At 59.8% G+C, this 23,460-nt stretch carries 20 protein-coding genes and 6 tRNA genes; 15 read left to right on the top strand and 11 right to left on the bottom strand.

The genetic code is table 11. The features are described 5' to 3' along the window. Window positions 1-22: 22 nt before the first annotated feature. Window positions 23-5,029 carry a DEAD/DEAH box helicase gene (locus F4V60_RS07015; protein ID WP_075729939.1) on the bottom strand — a complete coding sequence of 1,669 codons (5,007 nt, stop codon included), beginning with the start codon at window positions 5,027-5,029 and terminating at the stop codon, window positions 23-25. A 94-nt stretch (window positions 5,030-5,123) separates the two neighbouring features. Between F4V60_RS07015 and F4V60_RS07010 the strand changes: the two genes are divergently transcribed. Continuing rightward, window positions 5,124-5,483, top strand: a complete 360-nt coding sequence (locus F4V60_RS07010; RefSeq protein ID WP_075729938.1) for a hypothetical protein — start codon at window positions 5,124-5,126, stop codon at window positions 5,481-5,483. 3 nt (window positions 5,484-5,486) lie between these two features. Then, window positions 5,487-5,960, top strand: coding sequence for a hypothetical protein (locus tag F4V60_RS07005; protein WP_075729937.1), 474 nt, complete (start codon window positions 5,487-5,489; stop codon window positions 5,958-5,960). A gap of 16 nt (window positions 5,961-5,976) precedes the next feature. On the opposite strand, the gene F4V60_RS07000 is transcribed toward F4V60_RS07005, so the two are convergent. The 3 genes from F4V60_RS07000 to ppgK form a co-directional block, all read right to left on the bottom strand. Further along, window positions 5,977-6,822 (bottom strand): YwiC-like family protein, encoded by an 846-nt coding sequence (locus F4V60_RS07000; RefSeq protein ID WP_232315901.1) that lies wholly within the window; start codon window positions 6,820-6,822, stop codon window positions 5,977-5,979. 213 nt (window positions 6,823-7,035) lie between these two features. Further along, window positions 7,036-8,475, bottom strand: a complete 1,440-nt coding sequence (locus tag F4V60_RS06995; RefSeq protein ID WP_075729935.1) for an RNA polymerase sigma factor — start codon at window positions 8,473-8,475, stop codon at window positions 7,036-7,038. A gap of 215 nt (window positions 8,476-8,690) precedes the next feature. Further along, the gene (gene ppgK / locus F4V60_RS06990; RefSeq protein ID WP_075729934.1) at window positions 8,691-9,464 is read right to left on the bottom strand and encodes a polyphosphate--glucose phosphotransferase; all 774 of its coding nucleotides are present in this window, start codon (window positions 9,462-9,464) and stop codon (window positions 8,691-8,693) included. Between ppgK and F4V60_RS06985 the strand changes: the two genes are divergently transcribed. Beyond that, window positions 9,463-10,350 carry an inositol monophosphatase family protein gene (locus tag F4V60_RS06985; protein WP_075729933.1) on the top strand — a complete coding sequence of 296 codons (888 nt, stop codon included), beginning with the start codon at window positions 9,463-9,465 and terminating at the stop codon, window positions 10,348-10,350. The two genes, ppgK and F4V60_RS06985, sit on opposite strands and share 2 nt — an antisense overlap. A gap of 111 nt (window positions 10,351-10,461) precedes the next feature. After that, on the top strand, window positions 10,462-10,752 hold the full coding sequence (locus F4V60_RS06980; protein ID WP_075729932.1) for a DUF4193 domain-containing protein: 291 nt from the start codon (window positions 10,462-10,464) through the stop codon (window positions 10,750-10,752). A gap of 72 nt (window positions 10,753-10,824) precedes the next feature. Here the strand turns inward: F4V60_RS06980 and F4V60_RS06975 are convergent, their stop codons facing one another. Further along, on the bottom strand, window positions 10,825-11,367 hold the full coding sequence (locus tag F4V60_RS06975; protein ID WP_075729931.1) for a DUF3093 domain-containing protein: 543 nt from the start codon (window positions 11,365-11,367) through the stop codon (window positions 10,825-10,827). A gap of 177 nt (window positions 11,368-11,544) precedes the next feature. Here F4V60_RS06975 and dut point away from each other — a divergent pair, with 177 nt between their 5' ends. The 5 genes from dut to dxs all read left to right on the top strand — a co-directional run bounded on the left by dut (window position 11,545) and on the right by dxs (window position 17,341). Further along, complete coding sequence (gene dut / locus F4V60_RS06970) at window positions 11,545-11,970, top strand: dUTP diphosphatase (protein ID WP_232316015.1); 426 nt, start codon at window positions 11,545-11,547, stop codon at window positions 11,968-11,970. A gap of 111 nt (window positions 11,971-12,081) precedes the next feature. Beyond that, the gene (locus F4V60_RS06965) at window positions 12,082-13,095 is read left to right on the top strand and encodes a DUF3710 domain-containing protein (protein ID WP_141255849.1); all 1,014 of its coding nucleotides are present in this window, start codon (window positions 12,082-12,084) and stop codon (window positions 13,093-13,095) included. A 216-nt stretch (window positions 13,096-13,311) separates the two neighbouring features. Next, window positions 13,312-13,926: a DUF3159 domain-containing protein gene (locus F4V60_RS06960; protein WP_084559263.1), complete on the top strand. Its 615-nt coding sequence runs from the start codon at window positions 13,312-13,314 to the stop codon at window positions 13,924-13,926. After that, entirely contained in the window at window positions 13,910-15,244 is a 1,335-nt protein-coding gene (locus F4V60_RS06955) for a class I SAM-dependent RNA methyltransferase (RefSeq protein WP_075729930.1), read from the top strand. The genes F4V60_RS06960 and F4V60_RS06955 overlap by 17 nt, the downstream gene beginning before the upstream one ends. A 141-nt stretch (window positions 15,245-15,385) precedes the next feature. Beyond that, window positions 15,386-17,341: a 1-deoxy-D-xylulose-5-phosphate synthase gene (gene dxs / locus F4V60_RS06950; protein WP_075729929.1), complete on the top strand. Its 1,956-nt coding sequence runs from the start codon at window positions 15,386-15,388 to the stop codon at window positions 17,339-17,341. A gap of 22 nt (window positions 17,342-17,363) precedes the next feature. Here dxs and F4V60_RS06945 read toward each other — a convergent pair whose 3' ends face one another. Then, window positions 17,364-18,650: an HRDC domain-containing protein gene (locus F4V60_RS06945; protein ID WP_075729928.1), complete on the bottom strand. Its 1,287-nt coding sequence runs from the start codon at window positions 18,648-18,650 to the stop codon at window positions 17,364-17,366. A gap of 19 nt (window positions 18,651-18,669) precedes the next feature. Next, entirely contained in the window at window positions 18,670-19,335 is a 666-nt protein-coding gene (locus F4V60_RS06940) for a DUF3000 domain-containing protein (protein ID WP_373862508.1), read from the bottom strand. 134 nt (window positions 19,336-19,469) lie between these two features. Between F4V60_RS06940 and hemQ the strand changes: the two genes are divergently transcribed. Further along, window positions 19,470-20,171, top strand: a complete 702-nt coding sequence (gene hemQ / locus F4V60_RS06935; RefSeq protein WP_075729927.1) for a hydrogen peroxide-dependent heme synthase — start codon at window positions 19,470-19,472, stop codon at window positions 20,169-20,171. On the opposite strand, the gene msrB is transcribed toward hemQ, so the two are convergent. The 4 genes from msrB to F4V60_RS06915 form a co-directional block, all read right to left on the bottom strand. After that, window positions 20,168-20,590 (bottom strand): peptide-methionine (R)-S-oxide reductase MsrB, encoded by a 423-nt coding sequence (gene msrB / locus F4V60_RS06930; RefSeq protein WP_075729926.1) that lies wholly within the window; start codon window positions 20,588-20,590, stop codon window positions 20,168-20,170. The genes hemQ and msrB overlap by 4 nt on opposite strands. Before the next feature lie 10 nt (window positions 20,591-20,600). After that, the gene (locus F4V60_RS06925; protein WP_075729925.1) at window positions 20,601-21,785 is read right to left on the bottom strand and encodes a glycosyltransferase family 87 protein; all 1,185 of its coding nucleotides are present in this window, start codon (window positions 21,783-21,785) and stop codon (window positions 20,601-20,603) included. 11 nt (window positions 21,786-21,796) lie between these two features. Then, on the bottom strand, window positions 21,797-22,468 hold the full coding sequence (locus tag F4V60_RS06920) for a dihydrofolate reductase family protein (RefSeq protein WP_075729924.1): 672 nt from the start codon (window positions 22,466-22,468) through the stop codon (window positions 21,797-21,799). 88 nt (window positions 22,469-22,556) lie between these two features. Further along, a tRNA-Val gene (locus tag F4V60_RS06915) sits at window positions 22,557-22,631 on the bottom strand. A 275-nt stretch (window positions 22,632-22,906) separates the two neighbouring features. Here F4V60_RS06915 and F4V60_RS06910 point away from each other — a divergent pair. The 5 genes from F4V60_RS06910 to F4V60_RS06890 all read left to right on the top strand — a co-directional run bounded on the left by F4V60_RS06910 (window position 22,907) and on the right by F4V60_RS06890 (window position 23,406). Further along, window positions 22,907-22,982, top strand: a tRNA-Gly gene (locus F4V60_RS06910). 27 nt (window positions 22,983-23,009) lie between these two features. Continuing rightward, window positions 23,010-23,081, top strand: a tRNA-Val gene (locus F4V60_RS06905). 38 nt (window positions 23,082-23,119) lie between these two features. Then, window positions 23,120-23,192, top strand: a tRNA-Gly gene (locus F4V60_RS06900). Between the two features lie 33 nt (window positions 23,193-23,225). Beyond that, window positions 23,226-23,296 (top strand) — tRNA-Cys (locus tag F4V60_RS06895). A 38-nt stretch (window positions 23,297-23,334) separates the two neighbouring features. Beyond that, a tRNA-Val gene (locus F4V60_RS06890) sits at window positions 23,335-23,406 on the top strand. Window positions 23,407-23,460 lie beyond the last annotated feature (54 nt).

Here is a 23,460-nt window from a genome sequence, read left to right as displayed (position 1 = left end):
GCTATCTCGGCAAGAAAGACAACTACTCCTCCCGGATCCCCTCCACGATCCGCACAGTCTCCACCGCAACGCGCGCTACCTTCGCAATAAGGTCTACGATATAGCGCGGATTGCCCACCTCATCGGCCCAATCATTCGGATCATTGATAATGCCGGAGGCCTTGTCTTTCTTGACATAATAGCGGTCAATTATCCACGCCAGAGCAGAACGCGAGCCGAGCATATACTCTTGCGCTTCGGCAGGAATTTCGCGGATGGTTACCACATTGTTGTAGATGAGCGTCGTCACATCATCGACTTTCTTACCCGTTTCCGGGTCCTTCTTCTTTGCCCACTTCATCTTCTTATCCACCCGCCAGGTATTGCGGTCGGACTCGGAGACCCCAGGCTTGACTGCGACAGTGACAGGGTAGGGCTCCACATCTTCGTAGCCCACGTGCAGCGCCATCAGTGAGCGCCCGGCTGAAACCAAGGCATCGAAACGCGCCCGCGAGGAAGGCGTCTTTATATGCGGCAGCATTTTCTTCAGGTCCGCCGCATACTTCGAGCGATAAGCAGGATCATGCAGCTGACCATAGACAAAGTAGAAGATGGCATCTTTGCTCACGTCCGCGCCCAGCGCAGCGCGGTATATCCCCAAGATCTCATCGGTGATGTTATCCACCCGCCGGTATCCATCACGCACTTCACCCTCAGTACCCTCACCAGCGCCCGCGCTTGCCGACGCCGCCCCAAACACATCCAGCTCACCCTCACCAGTCTCCACTGGTTCCCAGGTCCAGCGAGGAAAGAATTGGCCTGCATTGGAACCCCACATTGCTAGGTCCGGAATAAGGTCTGTTGCTAGCGCTGAAAACGGCTTCGCGCTACCTGGATTCACAACATAGAACCCGACATTGTCGTGCTGTGGAGTCGGGAACAAGGAGGGGAGTTGATAAACCATGTCGTTCAACGAACGGTCGAAGTAAACGTACATTTCGCAACTGGGCCGGTAGAGCCCCTTGATGATTCTGCTTGCATCGAAGCGGAGCTCAGCATTCTTCGCTAGCTGCTGTTTTAGGCTGCGGTTCCAGGACACTCGCTTGAGATCAGCGAACTCTGGATGAGCTCGCAGGAAGCTGTCGACATCAGCCTCTTTGGGCTTGGCAATGCCTTTAGCAAACGTCCAATCTCCGAAGACCTCTCGAGCAGCCTCATAGGTGGAGATGAGAATCCGCATCTTGTGTTCGACCTCGGAGCGAGAAAATCCATAAACCCAGTTGTCGCGTGCTGTCTTGAGCCCGGAACTAAAGGTGTTGAAGAAGTTGGTGTTAACTGAGTTCTTCTTGTCTCCGAGCACCGGCCAAGTCTCAAAATCTGGGTCTCGTTGAGTGACCCAGTCGCCGTATTGGTTCGGCTCGATGTGCTTCCATTCGGTGTTGCGAATGGTGGAGTGATCGATGATGTCGAGCTTTTCTTCGGCGCTGAGGTAGTCGCCAATATCGCGGTAGTGAATGTCGGCGCCGGCGTGGCCTTGTCTTTTGACGGCGATGATGATCGCAATGGTGGTCCGGCCACCGTCACGGAATACGTTTCCAGCTTCCTGTTGGCGCAGGACCCCAGCAGTGCGTGCGTTGCCGCGGAGGTTGAACACGTAGATGTCGCTAAATTCATCGGCCAGTGTCAGCCGCACACCATCGCCGGTGTTGGCATCGAGCCAGCCGCCGTTGGATACAAAGGCCATGATGCCGTGGGTGCCTAGGCGGTCGGTCGCCCACCGGAAGGCACGGAGGTAGGAATCGTAGAGTGCGTTCTTGTTCGTGGCGGTGGATTTCGCGGCGAAGGTTTCCTCGATGCGCTTGTCTAGCGTGGGATACTTGAGGTTGGCGTTGTTGTCGTTGGCTGATTTCTGCCCGGAAGAATAGGGAGGGTTGCCGATGATGACGTGGATGGGCGCTGACTTCTGGCGCTCGATGGCGGCGTTGTTTTCTTTGAATACGGTCAGATCAAGGGTGTCGCCGTCCTCATGGACCTGGAAGGTATCCGCGAGGGCAATGCCATCGAAGGGGACGTAGTCTGGTTCGGGCTCATTATTGCGCAGTGCGCGCTCGGTCTCGAGAGCATTGTAGGTGGTCTCAATATTGACAGCGGCAACATAATAAGCCAGCAACATGATCTCCGTGGCGTGGAGTTCGCTGGCGTATTTGCGCGCGAGATCTTCTGGCTTTATAAGCCCAGACTGCAGCAGGCGCACCATGAAGGTCCCGGTGCCGGTGAAGGGATCGAGGATGTGAACGCCTTCATCGCTAAGCCCCTTGCCAAAGTGCTCCTTGGAGAGGGTATCTGCGGCGCGCAGGATATAGTCCACGATTTCTATTGGTGTGTAGACAATGCCGAGTGCCTCAGACTGCTTCTTGAAGGCCTTGCGGAAGAAGCGCTCATAGAGGTCTTTGACCACTTGTTGCTTGCCGGAGGCGGAAGAAACCTCGGAGGCGCGCACGCGCACGGAGGCATAGAACTTGGAGAGGGTATCGGTCTCAGACTCCAGCTTTGCATCTGCCAGGGCGTCGACCATGCGCTGCATGACGCGGGCTACTGGGTTGTGGGCGGCGAAGTCGTGCTCGGAGAACAAGGCGTTGAACACAGGGGCGGTGATGAGGTGCTGCGAGAGCATGCTAATCGCCTCATCCTCTGTGATGGAATCATTGAGGTTGCCGCGCAGGCCCTCGATGAAGACTGCGAACTCTTTCTTGATCTTCGGATCGGCGGCGGCGATCAGCGCCTTGATCCGCAGTATTTGAGCCTCGGCGATATGAGCTACATCGTCGGCCCAATCCTCCCAGTAGGTGCGGGTGCCAACCTTGTCCACCAGCTTGGTGTACATGGCCTCTTGCCACTGCTCCAGAGAGAAGAGGGCAAGCTCTTCACCGGAGGGAGTGTTTGCATTTCCCTCGGTGGTCTTATCGCCCTCGTGCTCGCCGAGCTTCTCCTTGGCCTCCTCGGATGCCACCTTGAGCGGGTTGGTCACCTCCTGCACGGAGATGGGCAGCTCGGTCTGTGCGCTGGGATCGTTGAGGCTCAGCGAGTTGATCTTGGCGTTGAAGCGATCATCGTGCGCGCGCAGTGCGTTGAGGATCTGCCAGACCACCTTGAAGCGCTTGTTATCGTTGAGCGCCTCCGAGGGCGACTGCCCCGCAGGGATGGCCACAGGCAAGATGATGTAGCCGTAGTCCTTGTCCGGAGACTTGCGCATGACGCGGCCGACCGACTGGACCACATCCACCATGGAGTTGCGGGGGTTGAAGAAGATGACCGCATCAAGTGCGGGGACATCCACGCCCTCCGAGAGGCAGCGGGCGTTGGTGAGCACGCGGGTCTCATCAGTGGGGATGGTTGATTCCAGCCACGACAGCCGTGTGTTGCGTTCCATGGCGTTCATGGAACCGTCCACGTGCTGGGCGGCGACGGAGAGGTCGATGTTGAGCAAGGAGACATCGTTAAGCGCAGCGTGATCCTTGAGGGAGGCGCGGTACTGGTTGATGATGGCGGGGAAAGACTCCGCAATCTGCGTCGAAGTCTTAATGTCCTTGGCAAAGGCGACCGTGCGGCGCATGGGTGAGGCGTTGTCCTCGAAGCCATACTTCTTGCCCTGCTCGGTGCCCGAGCGCTTAGCCAGCCCGTTCCACGCGCCAATCATGGCGGAGGCGAGCGTGAGATTGATTTCTTGGCTGGGGCCGTGGGTTAATGCCTCAGCGGCGATGTTTTCCTCCACCGTCATCACGAGGACCTTGTAGTCAGTGAGCAGGCCCTTTTCCACCGCGGCGCCGAAGCCAAGGCGGTAGAACTCCGGGCCGAAGATGGCCTCATCATCCATCGAGGCCAGCTCAGCGGAGTGTTCGGCAGCCTTGCCCTTCACCGTGTCATCAAAAAGGCGCGGGGTGGCCGTCATATAAAGACGCTTGCCCGCCCCGATGTAGTCATTGTCGTGCACGCGCACGAAGTTTGAGGGATCCTCGCCGTAGAGGGTAACCCCCGTGGTGCGGTGGGCCTCATCGCAGATGATGAGGTCGAAATCTTCCATCCCGAACTCAGCCTGGGCATCGTGGATGGCGCCGATGGACTGATACGTGGAGAAGACCACGTTGAGGCCCTTGCGCCGCTTTCCCAGATTGGTGCGCCGGGCGATGTCCTCACCGTTGGTGGATACGGGCACCTCCAAGTCATAGGAGGCAATGTCCTCCGCTTTCTTAGAGACCTTCGTGTCCGAGCACACAGCATATGACTTCAGCGGCAGCGCGCTCTGGGATTGCGCGGTCCACTCCTTGAGCGTCTGCGAAAGCAACGAAATGGAGGGCACGAGGAAGAGCACGCGGGCACGCCCGCCGTTGTCCTGGGCAAACTTTTCTGCCAAGCGCAGCGCCGTGAAAGTCTTGCCTGTGCCACACGCCATGATGAGCTTGCCGCGGTCATGGGTGGAAAAGCCGGCGATGGCCTTGTTTATGGCCTCGCTTTGATGGGGGCGGGGCTCAAAGACCTCGCGGCGGCTGAGGTTGACCTCCATCTCGGAGCCGGGGAAAGTAACGTCCCAGTCAATGGGGGAGTCCGCGATGGAAGCCACCCCAATCCGGTTCGCCGGGATGAGCTGGTTCTCTAACATCCCCTCCGCGTTGGCGGACCACCTGTCCGAGGTGGAAATAATGAGCCGCTGCGCAAAGGACTGCTTTCCCTCCGGCGTTTCAAAGGAATGCCCTGAGGCCTCAAAGAAGGAGTCGAGATGGCGCTTTTGGATATAGGTATCCGGCTTATAGAACTTGCACTGAATGGCCACCCACGCCTGGTCCTCGGCGCGCCGGGCCACGAGGTCAATGCCTGTGTCTTGCTTGCCGCCGTTATAGCGCCAGTCCGTCCAGCGCGTTACCTCCGAGTACTCATCCCGCAGAGTCGGAGCCGTGCGGAAATAGTTCACCATGAGCTTTTCAAAAGCGATGCCGTACTTGCCCGCCGGCTGGTTTTCACGCAACTGGTTGAGGACGTCGGAGAAAGAAGTCATGGGGTCTATTATTGATCGCAATAGGGGCAGCTCGGGGGATTGAGGGCAGTGAGGTTTCTAGGTCGTGTCCGCTAGTCCGAGTAGAATCCTGCGCATGGCATATGATGAGAACCCTTTCCTTGACCCCGCGGAGGATGCGGATTCGAGTGATGATTCTAAAAGCTCCCGAGAAGTGGATGTAAAAGAGGAAGAGGAAGAACCTACTTTTACTCTTAAAGATGCACAATGGCTGCGCGCTCAGCGTGGACTGGTGGTTCGACCTGCGGAGCTAAGTCTGTTTCAGGAAAAAATGGCAGCTGGCGTTGATGGCTTTAAAAATAGCAGGGGCTTTGGAATTGGTACGGCAATCGTAGTGACGATCCTCGCTATCTTGATCGCAATCGCTGGAGTAGCGCTTGGGTATTTTATTATGAATGCCGCGGGCGACTGGATTTCATCAATGAGGGAGAGCTAGTAAGTGTCTAAAGGAAATAGCGGCGGCGGAGGATGCGCCGTTGCGATCGTAGGTATCATTTTCATTGGTATTCTGTTGTGGATTTTGGCTGCAGCATTGTGGGTGCTTGGCGTCCTCATCATGATTGTCGCAGTCCTCGGAGGGATTGCAATGATCTATGCTGCATGGTCGTCGTACCGAGATTATCGAGAAAGCAAGTTGACCGAGGCAGAAGTCGAGGCCATGGTTGAGGACTGCGTCCGTGATTTGCTGGGAGTCGAATCACAGTGGGCGAACGCAGTGATCACCAAAGGCATCGGGACCCCATTGGAGCTGGAGTTTACTTTGCAGCCGGGACTTGCCGAGCAACAGCGTCGAGAAATTGACTCCATGATTATCATGCTCAACAACGCCTCAGACACAGAGCAAAGATTGGAAACGGTTTCGAAAGCGGAAGCCCTCAGAATCAAAGTCGAAGGAATGCTGGCACACGGCTAATAGGCGCTCTACAAAGTCACCACAGCGCGGCGATGGTAACCAGCGTTGCCGCGACAACCAGCGGGGTCTCGCGCTTGCCCACTCTCTTGGCGGTCCAGGTATTGCCGCGTGCGGCGTCGTGGGGAATCCACCAGGCGCGCAGCAGGGCGAGTGCGAGCACCACGGCCATGAGAATTATGGGCACGGTGATGTGCACCCCGCTTATCGCGGAGGCGGCGAGGAAGACGATGAGCGCGCCGGCGTGAATCATGATGGAAAGGCGCACGAAGCCCGGGGTGTTGCGCTCGCGGACCATGGACTTGACCAGCGGCACGGTGCCGGAGAAGTACAGGGCTAGGAAGATGTAGGAGATCCACGCCTGCTTGCCGATAGCGCTGAAACCCACGTGGTGCGCCGCCATCCACAGCACGGGGATGAGCAGGGCAGAGGCCAGTGTGGTGGAGATGCCTGAGGCCATCGAGCGCGGCCGGCCGTGGAATGTCTCCCACAGGGCCACGGACATGAGCGGGCCGAAGAAGAGCGCCCATACAATCAGCGCGGGGTGGGCGATGAGCACGATTACCCCGGCGAGGGCGGCTATTGGGCCGTAGGCGTAGATGGGGCGAGCATAAGCGCGCCTGCGCTGGGGCGTGCGCGCCTTGGCTACCAAGGTGAGGGCGAAGAAGGTGAAGTAGCCAAAGAACCACGCCAGCAACGTGGCGAATACCGCAAGCGGTGAGCGCCACGAGAGGCCCGTACTGTAAAAACTGGTGAAAAAGTACGTGATTGACGTGACCGTGCCGACCACCGCCGGGGCGATGAGCATGGCCCAGGCGCCGTGTTGGTTGGGGATCCACGGGCTGATGCCGTGCTTGGGAGACACTCGCAATTCCTTCTGTAGATCAACCTTTAGATTGATAACGATACGCTACTTTAGAGGCTGTCCGAAACAGCTACGCTGTGCAAGTGAAGTTCAAGAGCCTGAGCTGAAAAGGCCTAGTTTTCTCTTGGCTGACACTGATGTCCCCTCCCAGAGCCAAGAAAGCGCCTCCATTATCAGCCTGGGCGGATAATGGAGGCGCTTTCTTATTGAAAACTAGTCGAGGTAGTCGCGCAAGACCTGCGAGCGCGAGGGGTGGCGCAGCTTCGACATGGTCTTGGACTCAATCTGGCGGATACGCTCGCGGGTAACGCCGTAGACCTGCCCGATCTCATCTAAAGTACGCGGCATGCCGTCCGTCAGGCCGAAGCGCAGGCGGACAACGCCGGCCTCACGCTCGGAGAGCGTGGTGAGCACGTCCTGGAGCTGATCCTGGAGCAGGGTGAAGGACACCGCATCGACCGCGATGACGGCCTCAGAGTCTTCGATGAAGTCACCCAGCTGGGAATCGCCCTCATCACCGATGGTCTGATCCAGTGAGATGGGTTCACGAGCGTATTGCTGGATCTCCAGCACCTTCTCCTCGGTGATGTCCATCTCCTTCGCCAGCTCCTGCGGGGTGGGCTCGCGGCCCAAATCCTGCAAGAGCTCGCGCTGGATACGGCCCAGCTTGTTGATGACCTCGACCATGTGCACAGGAATGCGAATAGTGCGAGCCTGATCCGCCATTGCGCGCGTGATGGCCTGACGGATCCACCAGGTGGCATACGTGGAGAACTTGTAGCCCTTGGTGTAGTCGAACTTTTCGACGGCGCGGATAAGGCCCAGGTTTCCCTCCTGGATCAGGTCCAAGAAGGCCATGCCGCGACCCGTATAACGCTTAGCCAGGGAGACAACCAGGCGGAGGTTGGCCTCAAGCAAGTGATTCTTGGCCTTACGGCCATCGCGGGCGATGGCGCGCAGATCGCGCTTGGTCGAAGGGGAGAGCTTTGCGTCCTTGTCCCCGTGGGCGACAGCCTCAGTCATCTCATCCATACGGTGCTGGGCAAAAAGCCCGGCCTCGATGCGCTTGGCTAGGGAGACCTCCTGCTCAGCGTTGAGCAAGGCGACCTTACCAATTTGCTTGAGGTAGGCGCGCACCGAGTCGGCCGAGGCAGTGAGCTCGGCATCCTTGCGCGCCTGGCGCAGGGTGGCGGATTCATCCTCGTCCCAGACGGAAGAACCGGAATCATCTTCCTCGCCGTCTTCCCCTAGCTCCTCGGTCTGCGCTCCGTCACCCTCCTCATCGGTGAGGTCCTCTTCATCGCTGAGATCGGCGTGATCTGGCTCGATGTCCACGTCATCATGCTCATCGTGCTCGCCGTGGTCGATGGGGGTGTCCTCATCGAGCTCTTCGGAGACACCTGGAGTTGCCTCCTCGGGTGCTTCCTGCTTGCTAGCTGCAGACTTGCGCACCGTCTTCTTGGCCGTCTTCTTCGCAGTTTTGCGAACGGTCTTTTTGGCCGTCTTCTTCGCAGTCTTTTTGGTGGTCTTCTTGGCCGTCTTACGAGCGGTCTTCTTCGCCGTCTTCTTGGCGGTCTTCTTTGCAGGTGTAGATGACCCAGCGGCCTCTACGCTCTCACTGAGTACCTGGTCTGAAGAATCGGTGGCTGCCACGTACGCCCTTTCGCCTTATTCTTTGAGTGAAAAACAGCAGAGATCGCATTGTGATGCGATCACCTAAATCATGCTAGGCCCCCTCGCAATTGCGCAGGCGAGGCGCGCCGCTAGCTTTTCAACTTACGATCGACGGCCCAGTATAGATCATCTTGCCCAACTGGTGGGCTACTAGGTCGCCGCTAGCTGCCCTAAGTGGGCCTTCCCGGCCTAGTTTAAGGCCGAATCCCTTCCACAACCGCCATGGAGGCGCCCACGATTCCGGCACGATTGCGCAGGTGAGCGGGGAAGACAGGGGTAGAAACCGTCAGGTGCTGCCCCCACCTGTCGAATTTACGGGAAATTCCGCCACCGATGATGAAGCACTGCGGGTTGAAGAGCTTCTCGTACTCGTAGAGCACTCGGTTGAGGTGCTTGGCCCACTGCTTATATTTCAGGCCATTGCGATCCTTGGCCGCCGAGGAAGCCAGATGCTCCGCCTCGTGGCTTCCCACCATGAGGTGGCCGAGCTCCGTATTGGGGAAGAGCTGCCCGTCGAGCAAGAAGGCCGAGCCGATGCCGGTGCCCAGGGTGAGGAAGACGACGGAGCCTTTCTGGGCTTGGCCGTCCCCGTAGGCGACTTCGGCGAGGCCTGCGGCGTCGGCGTCGTTAAGCACGCTGAAGGGCACATCAAGAAAACCCGAAAACAGTTCCTGCGCATCGACGCCAATCCATGTTTTGTCAATGTTGGCCGCGCTGAGCACCTTCTGGTCCTTGACCACGGAAGGCAAGGTGATGCCTACCGGGCCCTCCCAGTGGTGTTGCTTGACGATGTCGCTGACGATGGCAGCAACAGCCTGCGGGGTGGAGGGCTGGGGGGTGGTTACCTTGAGCCTGTCGCCCACGAACTCGCCCGAAGCGAGATCCACGATGGCGCCTTTGATGCCGGAGCCGCCGATATCGATGCCGAAAGACGTTCCCTCACGGGGGGCAGTGGAGTTGAGTGTCATGGCTAACAGTCTAGAAGAAGGCACAATGGTTGGCATGCAAGCACAACGAGAAGTTGACACCCTGCGCGACTTTGCCGTGGCTACCGCCACTGCAGCAGCGGCTCTCGTGCGCGAGGAACGCGCACGTATCGAAAACGCCGATGGCTTAGGCGCGCACACCACCACCAAGTCCAGCGCCGTCGATCCGGTAACCGAGGTAGACCAAGCCAGTGAAGCCTTCATCGTCTCCGCCATCAGGGAGACTTTCCCGGGGGACGGAATCCTCGGCGAGGAAGGCACGGATTTTCCTTCCACCACGGGGGTGACCTGGGTCATCGATCCCATCGATGGCACCGTGAACTTCCTCTATGGCGCCCGGGACTATGCCGTGTCCATCGGCGCATTCTCGGCAGGCCACCTAGTCGCCGGCGCGGTGGTCAACGTCGCCCAAGGCATTGTCTATGCGGCGGCCGCAGGCCACGGTGCCACGGTGCGCCACCTGGGTCAAGAGCCGCGCGAGCTGCGCTGCAACCGAGTCTATGACCCTGCGTTGGCCTTGGTTGCCACCGGTTTTAGCTATGACGCGCGCAGGAGACGCCAACAAGGTGCTGTGCTCGCCGAGCTCTTGCCGCAGGTGCGCGACATTCGGCGGGTGGGTGCCGCTGCGCTCGACCTCTGCCGAGTGGCGGAGGGCAGCGTCGATGCCTATTTCGAGCACGGCATCAACGCTTGGGACTTCGCTGCGGGCGCCGTCATTGCTGCCGAGGCCGGCGCCGTGGTGCATCACCCTGGCCTAGATAAAGGGGCCGCCGATGGTGAGATTATCTGGGTGGCCGCACCGGATCTGGCGCCCGCATTTGAGCAGCTCTTGGCCAGTATTGGGGCTTTGGAACCGCAGCGGGGGTGAAATAATCTAGCCCCCACTCGGCGTGGAGTATGACAGATCGGGCTTTGTGTTTTAGTATGCGCGATCGATAAATACCTTATTCCAACCATTTGAAGTGAAGGGGCGTGCATAATGGCCACCGATTACGATGCACCGCGACGCCGCGCAGAAGACGAGATTGAGACCGATTCCTTGGAGGGGCTCAAGGCCTCCGAGAACGCCAATAGCGGCATGGATGATGACGGGGAGTTCGTCGAGCCCTTTGAGCCGCCGACAGTGGATCTCACCGGCGAGGAACTCAACGTGACCGTCGTGCCGCGCCAAGAAAACGAGTTCACCTGCTCCGTGTGCTTCTTGGTCCAATCAAAAAAGCGCCTGTCCCACGAGGAGGACGGGCAACTTATTTGCCGCGACTGTGCCTAGGCTCGACACCTAGCCGCGACTAAGGTCACCGAGGAGAAGTAACCGCGGAGAAGCAAAAGGGCAGCGAGGGGTCTAGGAGTTTTCCTGGCGCTGTCCTGGGACAAAGGCGTCCAGCAACTCCTCGGGCGACTTGCTGGCTAGAAGCCAATAGGGCGTGGGATCTTCCGGGTCATCGAGCACCATCATGGCGTGCTCCGGCAGCCAAGCGTGGGTGACCAGGAAAGAGGCCGGATCATATTGGGGGCCGAGCGCACTGCGCCGGGCGGTCTTGGGTACCACGATGGAACGAACTACCACGTCATGCGGCAATTGTGCATCCTTGACCATCAGCCAGCGCGTGCCATCACCATCGCGCTCCACGCGAATGACGGTGCTTGACCAAGAGAGCAGCACCCACACGGCGATGGCGCCCAACAACACCGCCGGAATGACATGCCACCACAAATTGCGGTTGAGACCGACGGTAAACGTAGTAATCGCTACGACGGCCGCGGCAAGGACCCAGAAATACCAGGGCACCCACTGGCGCTCGCGAAAGAGAACCTCGGGCTTGCCTGAAGATGAAGCGGTGGAAGGCTGTGCGGGATCCGGGGTGGGGGCATTATTTCTAGACACGGCATACTAGTTTAGACCACCCTGCGCCTTTTTCTCACGCTGCTGTGACATCCGCCGATAGGCGTCTAGTGCTGGCACGGTAGGCTAGGGCAGGTGAGTGATATCAATCCCCCTACTAGCCCCACCTCTAGCCCCAGTGCCAGCCTTGGTGCTGTACCGGCCAGCTCCTTTTCCCCGATCCGGCTCAAGAGGCTCGACAAGGGTCTGCCTTTGCCGCAGCGCGCTCATCGCGGTGACGCAGGTGCAGATCTTTATGCGGCACAGGACCTCACCTTGGCTCCTGGCGAGCGCGCCCTTGTGGGGACCGGCATTGCAATCGCGCTGCCACTAGGTACGGTGGGCCTTGTGCATCCGCGTTCGGGATTAGCTGCCAAGCATGGACTTTCGGTGGTCAACACTCCCGGTACTATCGATGCCGACTATCGGGGTGAGATCAAGGTCTGCCTAATCAACCACGATCTCCACCAGCCGATTGAGATAACCCGCGGCATGCGGATTGCACAGCTGGTCATCCAAAGAGTTGAGTTGGTTGATTTCGCCGAAGTCGATGACCTCGATGACACCGAGCGTGGGGCGGGTGGGTACGGCTCCACCGGCTCCTAAGAGGAGAGAAGAGCACGTCTCCGCGATACTCAATACAGTCTCGACTCAACCTGACTCAAGCTGACTCAATCTCGAATTAACTTCTACCCAAAGTAAGGGAAGGAAAAACACATGGGAATCTGGCCATTTTCTCGCAAGCATGATGACGACGCCTCGAAGAATGACAACGCCTCCAAGGACGATAAGAACAGCGGCGATACCGGTACCGATGCCACCGCTGTGCCAGGTGCTGCTAGCAAGGAGGCGTTAGAAAACCTCGCTATCGATCCGGCAACCGGAACGGCGATGGGGGATACCACGGCAGGGCTGGTGGATACCGCAGCAGACGCTGCCGCTGCGACCGGCATTGTCAGCTATCCCCACGACGCAGTGGGTGGTGAATCCGGCCCCTTTGACGGCGATTCCGTGGACATCAACGACTTCGACTTCGCAGACTTTTCCGTGGGCATCTTGGATCTGGGTTCTATCCGGATCCCGCTGCCGAAGGAGTCCCAGGTGCAGGTCGAGATGGGGGAGAACGGTCCCCGGATGCTCCACATCGTCACCCATCACGGGCGCATCACTCCCGTGGCTTTCGCCGCACCCCGCCACGCCGGGCAGTGGGTCGAGGCCGCCCAGGAGATTATCGAGGGCATGAGCAATGATGGCCTGAGCACCACCACAGAGATCGGGCCGTGGGGTACGGAAATCGTTGGCACCAATGGCAATGGTCAGATTCGCGTCATTGGCGTGGAGGGGCCGCGCTGGATGTTGCGTATGACCCTGGCTGCGCCCGCCGGAAAGGAAGAGGAGCTCGTGGCTTTGGGCCGCGAGGTCGTTGCCCGCAGCTTTGTCTACCGCGGTGAGAACCCGGTGCTTGCCGGAAACTCCCTCCCAGTTACCTTGCCCAAGCCACTGGCCGAGCAGGTCCAGCAGGCTATTAAGCAGCGCCAGGAACAGGAAAAGTCCGCTGCGGCAAACTCAGCCCAACACCCCGAGAACGGTGTGAGTGACGCAGACCAGCAAGCCCTTGATGAGGCGCGTGAGCACCTGCGCAATCTAGGGAGCGCTTCCTCCGCGCAGGAGAACGAAAAGCCACATCCAGAAGAGGGCGAAGACAAGAAGAACGAAGACAAGAAGAACTAGTATTCTTTCCCGCAACATCGATCCCACCCCATACCTTTAGCCCAAGTAGGTCTTAGCGTAGTGACTACACCCGAATCCGGTGCCGAGTTTGGCACTGAGCCCGGAAGCGAACCCGTGAATCAACCCGGTAATGAAACGAGCAGAGAAACCGGCAAAGAATCCTTCACTGCACGCGACGCGGATTCTTCTACCACTGACCCAACTCTGCTTGAGCAGATGGGCGGATTAACCGGACTGGTTTCGGCCACGTTGCCCGTCCTCGTTCTCATCCCAGTCAACAGTTTTTGGGGACTCGGCCCGGCATTGATTGCCGCCGTGGGCGTCGCGGTGGCCATCACAGCTTGGCGCATTCTGCGTAAGGAAACACTGCAGCCGGCAATATCAGGGCTATTGGGCGTGGCGCTGTGCGCGGCAATCGCCTGGTTTAGCGGCTCCGCCAAGGGCTACTTCCTCTATGGCATCTGGATGTCCTTGATTCTGTGCGTCCTCGCAGTGGCTTCGATACTCTTCCGCTGGCCAGCCGTGGGAGTTATCTGGAAGGGAATCAACGGCGAGGACATGGCCTGGCGGCAAGTGCCTGCAGCGCGGCGTGCCTTTGCCATCGCCACCGGAGGCTGGGCCGTCGTCTTCCTCGCCCGCTTCGTTATTCAAAACGCTATTTACAATGCAGACCACACCACGGCTCTGGGGGTAACCCGGATTATCATGGGCTGGCCCTTGACAGGGCTGGTGTTGATATTGACCGTGTGGATGGTAAAACGTGCCAACGCTGCCATCGAGCAATTCTCCCCACAGGAGACAGAACAGGAAAACAATGAGCACCAACACTAACTCCGAGTCCACCCAGGCAGACATTGCCCGGGGCGATGTCTTAGATGTGACTATCGAGCGCATGGCACACGGCGGGGAGGGCATCGGTTTTGCCCCAGACGGCCGCGTGGTATTCGTACACGGCGCATTTCCTGGGGATGAGGTGCGTGCGCGTGCCCACAAGGTCAAGAAGGCTTTCATCAGGGCCGAGCTGGTTGAGGTAGTGGCGCCAGGCCCACTGCGGGTTGAGGGCAACTGTCCCGCCGCAGCACTCGGCGCAGGTTGTTGCGACTTCGCGGAGCTAGATCCAGCTCGTGAGGCGGAGTTGAAAGCCAGCGTCCTGACTGATCAACTTCACCGCGTGGCAAAGCAGGACTGGAATGCGAGCGATATAGAGATCCACGATCTTCGCCCGCAGCGCGGATGGCGTACCCGCGTGCGCCTCGGCGTAGACAGCCAGGGCAGGGCGGGCACCCGCAAGCGCGGTTCAAATGATCTCGTTACTTCCGTTGCCTGCACGCAGTTGGCACCAGGCCTGGTAGAAGACATCGTGGGCCCTGATGCGCGGCGCTTTAGCCCCGGTGCTGAGGTAGTCGTTGTGCTCGATAGCACTGGCGAGCGCCACGTCATGGAGACGCGCAAGGCCCCGCGTGGGCGCCGCGTTGAGACCATTCGCGAGGTCATCGAGGGCAGCGGGGAAGTGTCCCAGGTGTCCGATGGGCACACCTTCCGCTTCCCGGCGACCGCCTTCTGGCAGGCGCATACCGCTGCGCCTGAGGCCTATACCGCGCTGGTACGCAGGTGGTTAAGTGCGGCGCTCATGCCGGCAATTGAGCCTCTTGACACTGCTGACACCGCTGCTGGAGCATCCGCTGCCACAGCAGACGTAGCGGGATCTACGGATGCGAAGGACCGGCTGGTGGCCTGGGACCTTTATGGCGGGGTAGGGCTTTTCGTTCCCTCCCTGGCGCAGGTCACGGGAGAGCCAGTTATCTCCGTGGACTATTCCCCGGCGGCGACGGCCTCCCAGCAGCCGGACCTAGAGCAGTACGATGTCAAGGTCGAATCCGCCCGAGTGGAAAAGGTCGCCCCACAGCTGCCCAAGCCCTCGGCCGTGGTCCTCGATCCTCCTCGTACTGGGGCAGGTCCTGAGGTGGTTTCTGCCGTCGCGGCCGCTGGCCCGCGGGCCATCATTCATATCGGCTGCGATCCGGCGACATTCTCTCGCGATGTTGCTGACTGGGCCGAGCATGGTTACCTGGTCAAGCGGTTGGCGCTGCTCAACGCCTTCCCCGGAACGCACCATTTCGAGACCATCGCGCTATTGTCTGCACACTAGTTCTTTCGCGGGGCCCTTTTTCTAAGGTTTGCCGTGGTGTAGCCACGCCGAATTAGGTGCAAAGAATGTATTCGACCGTGCGTTAAAGGTACGGTGGATGAATTAAGAACGTGAGCTTGGAAGAGAGTTAAAGGCCGCTTCATGTCGCTATTGGAAAACATCGAGTCTCCGCAGGACCTCAAGGCCCTGCCGGTGGACAAGTTAGATGATCTCGCCGTAGAGATCCGCCATCACCTCATCGAAACCGTCTCCGTGACCGGTGGGCATTTGGGGCCAAACCTAGGCGTCGTAGAGCTGACCATCGCGCTTCACCGCGTCTTTGATTCGCCGCGCGAGCCCATTGTCTTCGATACCTCGCACCAGTCCTATGTGCACAAGATGCTCACGGGTCGCTCCAAAGACTTCGCCACGCTGCGCCAGAAAGGTGGGCTCTCCGGCTACACGGACCGCGGCGAGTCCGAACACGATTGGACTGAGTCCTCCCATGCCTCGGCTGCGCTATCGATCATCGACGGCATGTCCAAGGCCTTCAAGATCAAGGGCGAGGATCACCGCAACGCAGTGGCCGTCGTGGGTGATGGCGCGCTGACCGGCGGAATGTGCTGGGAGGCCCTTAATAACATCTCTGCTGGACACGACCGCAACGCGGTTATCGTGGTCAATGACAACGGTCGTAGCTATTCGCCGACCATCGGGGGACTTTCTGAGAATCTAGGGCGCATTCGCTCCCAACACGGCTATGACCAGCTCATGCAGGAGGGCAAGAAGCGCCTGAAGTCCATGGGCTGGGTAGGCGAGCGCGCCTTCGATGCCCTCCATGCGGTCAAGGAGGGGGTCAAGTCCACCGTCCTTCCCACCGAGATGTTCCCCGAGCTGGGGATCAAGTACGTTGGCCCCATCAACGGCCACAACGTAGGTGCCCTGTTACATGCGCTATCTTATGCGCGCGATTATGAGGGGCCGATCATCGTGCACGTGGTCACCGAAAAGGGGCACGGCTTCGCCCCGGCAGTCAATGAGCCCAAGGACCAGATGCACTCGACTGGGGCTATTGACCCAGTAACGGGCGTGGCCAAGGGAAAGAAGCAGCCGGGGTGGACGGCAGCCTTTTCAGAAGAATTGCTGGCGGCCGCCGCGCAGCGCGATGATATCGTCGCCATCACCGCGGCGATGGCCGGTCCCACTGGTCTTGCCCCCTTCGAGGAGAAGTTCCCCGAGCGCTTTTTTGACGTTGGAATCGCCGAGCAACACGCCATGGCCTCGGCCTCTGGCCTCGCTTTAGCCGGCATGCATCCGGTCGTAGCGGTTTATTCCACCTTCCTCAACCGCGCGGTTGACCAGGTCATCATGGACATTGCACTGCTGAAGATGCCCGTGACCATTGTCTTGGATCGCGCCGGAGTCACTGGCTCCGACGGTCCCTCGCACAACGGCGTCTGGGACATGGCTTTGATGAGCATCGTCCCGGGCATGCGCATCGCCGCCCCGCGCGACGGGGCACGCCTGCGTGAGCTCTTCAACGAGGCCATCGCCGTCGAGACTGGCCCCACCGTGGTGCGCTTTCCCAAAGGAAACCTCCTCGATGACATCGAGGCTGTGGACACGCTTGCCGACGGCGTGGATATTCTCCATTACAGTGACGTCGATGTCGACAGCGATACTGATACTGCTGCTGAGACTGCAGAAGGCGAAGAGATCCCGAGCGTACTCATCGTCGCAGTGGGCGCGATGTCAACGCGTTCGATGCGGGCGACCACCATATTGGAGGAGTCCGGCATCAATGTCACGGTCATCGATCCGCGGTGGGTTTGCCCAGTAGCCCAGTCTATCGTGGCACTGGGCGCGGATCATGATCTCGTCGTCGTCATCGAGGATGGCATTATGCGCGGCGGTATTGGCTCGCTCATCTCAGAAGCCCTTGAGGCAGCGGAGGTAGACACACCAGTGCGCCACATTGCCATTGCGAACTACTTTCCGGAGCATGCATCGCGTGGCGAGGTCCTCGCGGATAATGGCCTAGAGCCAACGGCCATCGCCGAGCAGATCAACCAGTGGGTCGAGATGCTCGTCGAGGAAGAAACCGAAGGCCAATTCTAAGGGCCCGTTCTCCGCGCCTGAGCTATAGCCGGCGGGCGGAAAACAGCCCGGCCTGCAGAGCCGGGGCCGCCTGCTCGATCTGCCACTGGCGCGCAGGCGTGGTGCGAAGGTAAGGAATTATGTCTCCTGCGGAGCTGATGGCTCCGGCGACCGATTCCGGGTAACGTTTCAGCACCGGCCCGGTTGCCGCCCAGACCACCTCGCGCACCAGTGCAGGCCGCAACAAAAGCTCAGGAGCGATCTCAAGATCCTCAGCGTGATCCGCCAGTTCATCTCGCACCTTCTGGTATGCCTCCCACTGCTCTGGGTACTCGCGCATCCACAGGGACTTCGAGGGGACGGGCGAGGCCGTGGGATGGGGGCTCGGCCACTGAGAGGGGTCGAGTCGGCGCGTGCGTTCGATGACCTGGAACCAATAGCTCTGCGCACCTCGTTTGCGGCGCGGAAAGCCCTTGATCTTGCCCAGCGCGCCCGGTGATTCCGGTAGGCGGTGGGCAATGTCGATGATGAGCTTGTTGGATAGAATCCGCCCAGGTGCTATGTCATCGCGCCGTGCCTGCTCGTCGCGTTTAGTCCATAGTGCGCGAGCTACCGCGAGCTTCTCAGCACTATGCAGGGTCGAAAGGCCTTTGAGATCCTGCCACGAACTGGAGGGAGAAGTAGCGTCGCCAGCCTTATCACCGACCCCAGCGCCGGCTCCATCGCCCGCGTGCTCTCTGAGGATGGCGGCAAACTCTTGCTCGGCCCAGTCCATGCGTTCTTTCTCCGCGAGAATGTCGCGTAAATTCGCGGCTAACTCGTTGAGGAGCTCCACGTCTAGTGCCGCATAAGCCATCCATTCGCTCGGCAAGGGGCGCGTGGACCAGTCAGAATTTCCGTAGCCCTTCTCCAGCTCCACGCCTAAGAGCTCCTCGACCATGGAGCCGAGATTGGGGTGGTCGAACCCGGCGAGCCGCGAGGCCAGCTCCGTGTCAAAAAGCGCGCCAGGATGGAGGTTGAGCCAAGCCAAGGAAGGCAGGTCCGAAGGGGCGGAGTGAATGACCCAGGGGCTGTCATTGAGCACGGGGGCAAGGGCAGCGGTGAGTGCGCTGCGATGTCCCTCGGGATCGAAGATGAAGGTGCCAGCCCCGGCCCGGCGCACCTGGATGAGGAAGGCGCGGTCATCGTAGCGATAAGCGGAGGCGCGCTCGGTGTCGATGGCAAAGGGGCCCGCACCGGAGGCGAGCTCGCGTGCGGCCTCTTCGAATTGGGCCGGGGTATCAAGCAGATCCGGGATGCCCTCGCGCGGGGCGCTCAGATAGTGACTCATCTTAGTTGTCTTAGTTGTCTCAGTGGCCGAGCTGCGTGATGCCTTCTGGCGGCAACCCGGCTACATTAGCCAGCACCTGCGCGAAGGCCTCGACGTGCGCGGTGAGATCGAGCCCAGCTGCGGTCCAGGAGGCCCGCATCTCTAGCTGGTGGGCCCGGGGAGGGCCGCCGATTTCGCCGAAGCGCACCGAGGCGGTCGAGGTGACCGTACCGCCGAGGTTGGTGTGTTCTGCCCCGCGCTCGGCGAGGGCCTCGTTGAGCCAATCCCAGGCGACGTCGGGAAGCAGGGGATCCCCAGCCACCGCATCGTCCATGTCGGCCTGGATGTAGGCCACTAGGCGAAACGCGCCCTCCCAGGCTTCCTCGGCGCCGGGATCGTGGAGCAGAATGAGGCGACCGAAGGCATCGCCCTCGGTGTCAGTCGGCACGATATCGGCGTCCTCTGCGGAGCCAACTTCGAGGCCCACTGCGTGGCTAAAGGGAGCTAAGCGCTGCGGAGGGCGAATGGGCCCGAGGCTTAGCTCTGGGCGCAAACGAGCAGCGTGCATGGAGTCGACGGCGTCTTTAAAGATCTGCGGCGTCGAATCCTGTCCTGGAGAGGAGGGAGAGGAGGAATCTGCGGCTGCGGCGTTCAGCTGGGAGGGGCTGCCTGCCGGGGGGCGCGGAGTTAGGTCGGAATTACTCACATCGATCAAGCTATAGAGTCCCTTCGCTTTGCTGGGGGAGGCGCGCCGTGGGGTGAGCGAATGGCATCGGTGCCGTATCCAACTTATGATGGATATGATTGACACCATTGTCTTAAGTTGAAGGAGAGAAATTCATGGCGAAGGTCAACTTCAAGGAACTCAACGAGATCCAGCAATACTCGCAGCATGCGGTATTTCAGGTCATCCCGGGAGCATTGGGAACGGACCGGGCAGATGCCATCGCCCAAGCGCGGGCCTTTTTTGCCAACCTGGCGGAGCAGGGCGTTGTCACGGTGCGCGGCATCTACGATCTTTCCGGAATGCGCGAGTCCGCGGATTTCATGATCTGGTGGCACGCCGCAGAGTTCACGGAGATCCAAAAGGCCTTTGCAGCTTTCCGCCGCGAGACCACACTCGGCCAGGTCTCCGAGGTGACCTGGGTGGGCAACGCCCTGCACCGTCCCGCTGAGTTCAATAAGTCCCACCTGCCTTCCTTCGTCATGGGGGAGGAGCCCGGCGAGTGGATCAGCGTCTATCCCTTCGTGCGTTCCTATGACTGGTACACCATGGATGAGGAAAAGCGTCGCCGCATTCTTGCTGAGCACGGAATGCAGGCTCGGGATTTTGCAGATGTTCGCGCCAATACGGTCCCGGCCTTCGCGCTCGGGGACTATGAGTGGATTCTGGCCTTCGAGGCGCCTGAGCTGCACCGCATCGTGGACTTGATGTACCTCATGCGCTACACCGAGGCGCGGCACTATGTGCGCGAAGAGATTCCCTTCCACACCGGCCGCCGCGTGGCGGACGTGGGCGAACTGATGGAGATTCTGCCTTAGTGTGAAGAGTCCTCGACGGGCTTTTCCTCGAGGTTGAGGCAGATGGAATTGATGCAATAACGCAAGTCGGTGGGGGTGTGATAACCCTCGCCGGCGAAGACGTGTCCCAGGTGCGAGTGGCAGTTGGCGCACAGGACCTCCGTGCGCGGCATGCCGAGCGAGTTATCTTCGCGCTCTATTACCTTGTCACCTGCCAGCGGGGAAAAGAAGGAGGGCCAGCCGCAGTGCGAGTCAAACTTCTCCGTGGAACGGAATAGTTCTGCGCCGCAGGCCTTGCAGGTGTAGACGCCCTCAGTAGTGGTGTTGGTGTATTCCCCAACGTGCGGTGGCTCGGTGCCCGCCTGACGCAGCACATAGTATTCTTCCGGGCTAAGGCGCTTGCGCCATTCGGTATCGGCCATGAGCTTGAAATCGGTCATGAGCCAGAGTCTAGCCTTGGCGCTTATCGCGCTGCCACCAGCCGAATACAGTCGCGGCGCTGACCACTATCAAAAGCCCCCATCCCACGGTGCCTGCAAAGAAGTTTGCCCAGCGCCCGAGGTCCGGGGCGACGTTGGAGCTCCAGTCCAAGGGGGCGAGGAATAAAAATGCCGCCAGCCAGGCGCCCCAGGTGTGGAATATGGAGCGCGGCAGAAACGCCGTAAACAGTAGCGGGAACAGCCACATCGAGTAGTACTGCTGGCCCAGAGAAGACAAGAAGAATACCCCGAGCAAGATGATCCCAGCGGTGCTCATCACCCACAACGTGTTATCGCGGTCGCGCCAACGCAAGAGCATTACAATGGCTGCGGCCACGAGTGCTGCGAAGGCGAGCCACAGAGGATAGTAGAGCCACGGACCCACATCGAAGTATGCGCGCACCCCCTCCCAGGAGGAGTTGGCAAAGTCTCGGGTGGTCCCGAGGTAGGGGACTAGCTTGCTCAAGTAGGCGGAGGAATCCGCCACCAGGGGCCAAGCTATGAGGTTGGACAGCACGGGAATGGCCAGTCCCACAAGGATGCTGCGCCAGTCCTTGCGCACCAGCGGCAGGAAGAGCAGCGGGGCAAACTGCGGTTTGATGAGGATGGCCAGGCCGATGCACACACCCGCCACCCAACGCCACCGCCGCCGCGCAGGCGCGCTGAGGCTCGTGTTGGTCTCGTCCCCGCGAATAACTCCCCAGAGAAAGCCCACCAAGGCCAAGAAGAGGAGGCCGTTGATATTGGTGAAGGCGAGGGTGTTGGTCACCGACTCGCTCAAGAAGGCCAGAGCAATGGCGCTGGGGAAAAGTGCGCCACGCAGGCTGTGTCCCACCAGCCGAGTTAACAACGCCAGGGCAGCGATGATGGCTGCGGCATTGCACACGATGAATATGGCACGTACCGCCTCAAAACTGCCCAGGCCCAAAGGACTCAGGATAAGCGTTGCCCCCGGCGAGTAAAGATAGAGGGGGTCGACGTGCGTATAAGCCTGCTCGTAGACCTCTTGGCCGTCGATGAAGCGGCGGATCGCGGAATGCACCGTGGTGAAATCGTCGGTAAGCGTGCCATTAAGGGCCAGGATGAAGACGCGCTGAAAGACCACGATGACGGCGGCCGGCCAAGCGGCGGCGCGGAGCAAGGCTTGGTTGTTCACGGGGAATAAGTCTAAGCGGTGGGGCGGCGTCTATAGCGCAGAAACACCGTACCATCGCCGTCTGCCTGCACATTCTCCAGTTCCATGGGCACTATGGAGTCTGCACCGGAGTCTAGAAAGGCGGGATTGACCAGCGGGGTCTCCACGCTCGGACTCAGGTGGGGATCCACGGTGAGGTAAAACTTGTCCACCAGCCCCGCCGCGATGAATCCGGCGTAGAGGTGCGGCCCACCCTCCACCACGAGGCGGCGAAACCCGCGGGCGTGCAGCGCCGCCACAATCTCTTCCACGCCACCGTCACCCACGCCTACGAGCTCGGCGCCCGCCTCCCGCAGCACCTGGGCCTTGGGTGAGTCCAGAGCGACATCAGGGCACAGCACCAGCGGCGGGGTAGTGACACGAAAGAACTTCGAGTCCGCGCTCAGGGAGAGCGAGCGCGTCACTGCCGCAATCCGTGCAGTACTCGGCTTGGCGACGCCGCCATAATCCTCCGCCTCAACCGTCCCCGCCGCCACCACGATGACATCCGCCCATTCCCGCATTGCCGCAAAAAGCGCAGAGTCGGTGGCATTGCCCAGCTGTCCTGAGGTTCCATGAGTCGTGGCCGAGCCCACTAGGGAGGTGGCCTCAATGAGGCGAATGCCGGGTTGGTCTGGGCCAAGGAGTTCGGAGATGTCAAGCATGAGCCCACCCTAGCCTTTAAAAGTGCCCTGGCATGCAGAAGCACCCTCGCCAGAAATTCACAACATGAACTCTAACGAGGGTGCTAGGTGGTGGTCCTAACTGGGATTGAACCAGTGACCTTTCCGGTGTGAACGGAACGCTCTCCCACTGAGCTATAGGACCTCAACGAGAAAAGAATCTACACCGTGCCAGTCTCACTCTCCTAATCGGGGCTAGTTACTGCGCTGATAGCCGCGAGGGGCTATCGGACTCAGGACAGTGCCGTGACTAAGCCCAGAACTACATCGCTGTAGTTCGATATGCCTGCCGAGCCATAGGTATCGCGGCCAGCGTTAGGCTAGTTGAGCGGGGGATTTGGAAACTTCGCCTGCGCACGATAATGTTTCTACTCGCACCGCAACGATTAGAGTGTCATGCTTTGAGTAGTTGTTTGCAGTGCGGATGTAGCGCAGTTGGTAGCGCATCACCTTGCCAAGGTGAGGGTCGCGAGTTCGAATCTCGTCATCCGCTCCAAGTTCCCTCGTGGAACTTGATTTCCCAGCGCGATTAGCTCAGTGGGAGAGCGCTTCCCTGACACGGAAGAGGTCACTGGTTCAATCCCAGTATTGCGCACAAGGACTTTGTCCTAGAAACCGGGCCTGGTTTCGAATGCGGATGTAGCGCAGTTGGTAGCGCATCACCTTGCCAAGGTGAGGGTCGCGAGTTCGAATCTCGTCATCCGCTCTAGCACATTTGTGTGTGAGGCGGTATTGCCACGGTGGAATGGCCGAGTGGTGAGGCAACGGTCTGCAAAACCGTGCACACGGGTTCGATTCCCGTTTCCACCTCAATCTTCATGCTCCGACGCTCGCGTCAGGGCATGTGAGCGCGATTAGCTCAGTGGGAGAGCGCTTCCCTGACACGGAAGAGGTCACTGGTTCAATCCCAGTATTGCGCACAAGGACTTTGTCCTAGAAACCGGGCCTGGTTTCGAATGCGGATGTAGCGCAGT

It is taken from the genome of Corynebacterium flavescens (assembly GCF_008693105.1).
Lineage (GTDB): Bacteria > Actinomycetota > Actinomycetes > Mycobacteriales > Mycobacteriaceae > Corynebacterium > Corynebacterium flavescens.
The sequence above is the reverse complement of the archived record's forward strand: the minus strand, read 5'-3'. Positions and strand labels throughout refer to the sequence as shown.

Coding starts and splice junctions, on each gene's coding strand:
- F4V60_RS07015 (WP_075729939.1), bottom strand. CDS start 5,029: ATGACTTCTTTCTCCGACGTCCTCAACCAGTTGCGTGAAAACCAGCCG.
- F4V60_RS07010 (WP_075729938.1), top strand. CDS start 5,124: ATGGCATATGATGAGAACCCTTTCCTTGACCCCGCGGAGGATGCGGAT.
- F4V60_RS06985 (WP_075729933.1), top strand. CDS start 9,463: ATGGCTAACAGTCTAGAAGAAGGCACAATGGTTGGCATGCAAGCACAA.
- ppgK (WP_075729934.1), bottom strand. CDS start 9,464: ATGACACTCAACTCCACTGCCCCCCGTGAGGGAACGTCTTTCGGCATC.
- F4V60_RS06980 (WP_075729932.1), top strand. CDS start 10,462: ATGGCCACCGATTACGATGCACCGCGACGCCGCGCAGAAGACGAGATT.
- F4V60_RS06965 (WP_141255849.1), top strand. CDS start 12,082: ATGGGAATCTGGCCATTTTCTCGCAAGCATGATGACGACGCCTCGAAG.
- F4V60_RS06960 (WP_084559263.1), top strand. CDS start 13,312: ATGGGCGGATTAACCGGACTGGTTTCGGCCACGTTGCCCGTCCTCGTT.
- F4V60_RS06955 (WP_075729930.1), top strand. CDS start 13,910: ATGAGCACCAACACTAACTCCGAGTCCACCCAGGCAGACATTGCCCGG.
- dxs (WP_075729929.1), top strand. CDS start 15,386: ATGTCGCTATTGGAAAACATCGAGTCTCCGCAGGACCTCAAGGCCCTG.
- F4V60_RS06945 (WP_075729928.1), bottom strand. CDS start 18,650: ATGAGTCACTATCTGAGCGCCCCGCGCGAGGGCATCCCGGATCTGCTT.
- hemQ (WP_075729927.1), top strand. CDS start 19,470: ATGGCGAAGGTCAACTTCAAGGAACTCAACGAGATCCAGCAATACTCG.
- msrB (WP_075729926.1), bottom strand. CDS start 20,590: ATGACCGATTTCAAGCTCATGGCCGATACCGAATGGCGCAAGCGCCTT.
- F4V60_RS06920 (WP_075729924.1), bottom strand. CDS start 22,468: ATGCTTGACATCTCCGAACTCCTTGGCCCAGACCAACCCGGCATTCGC.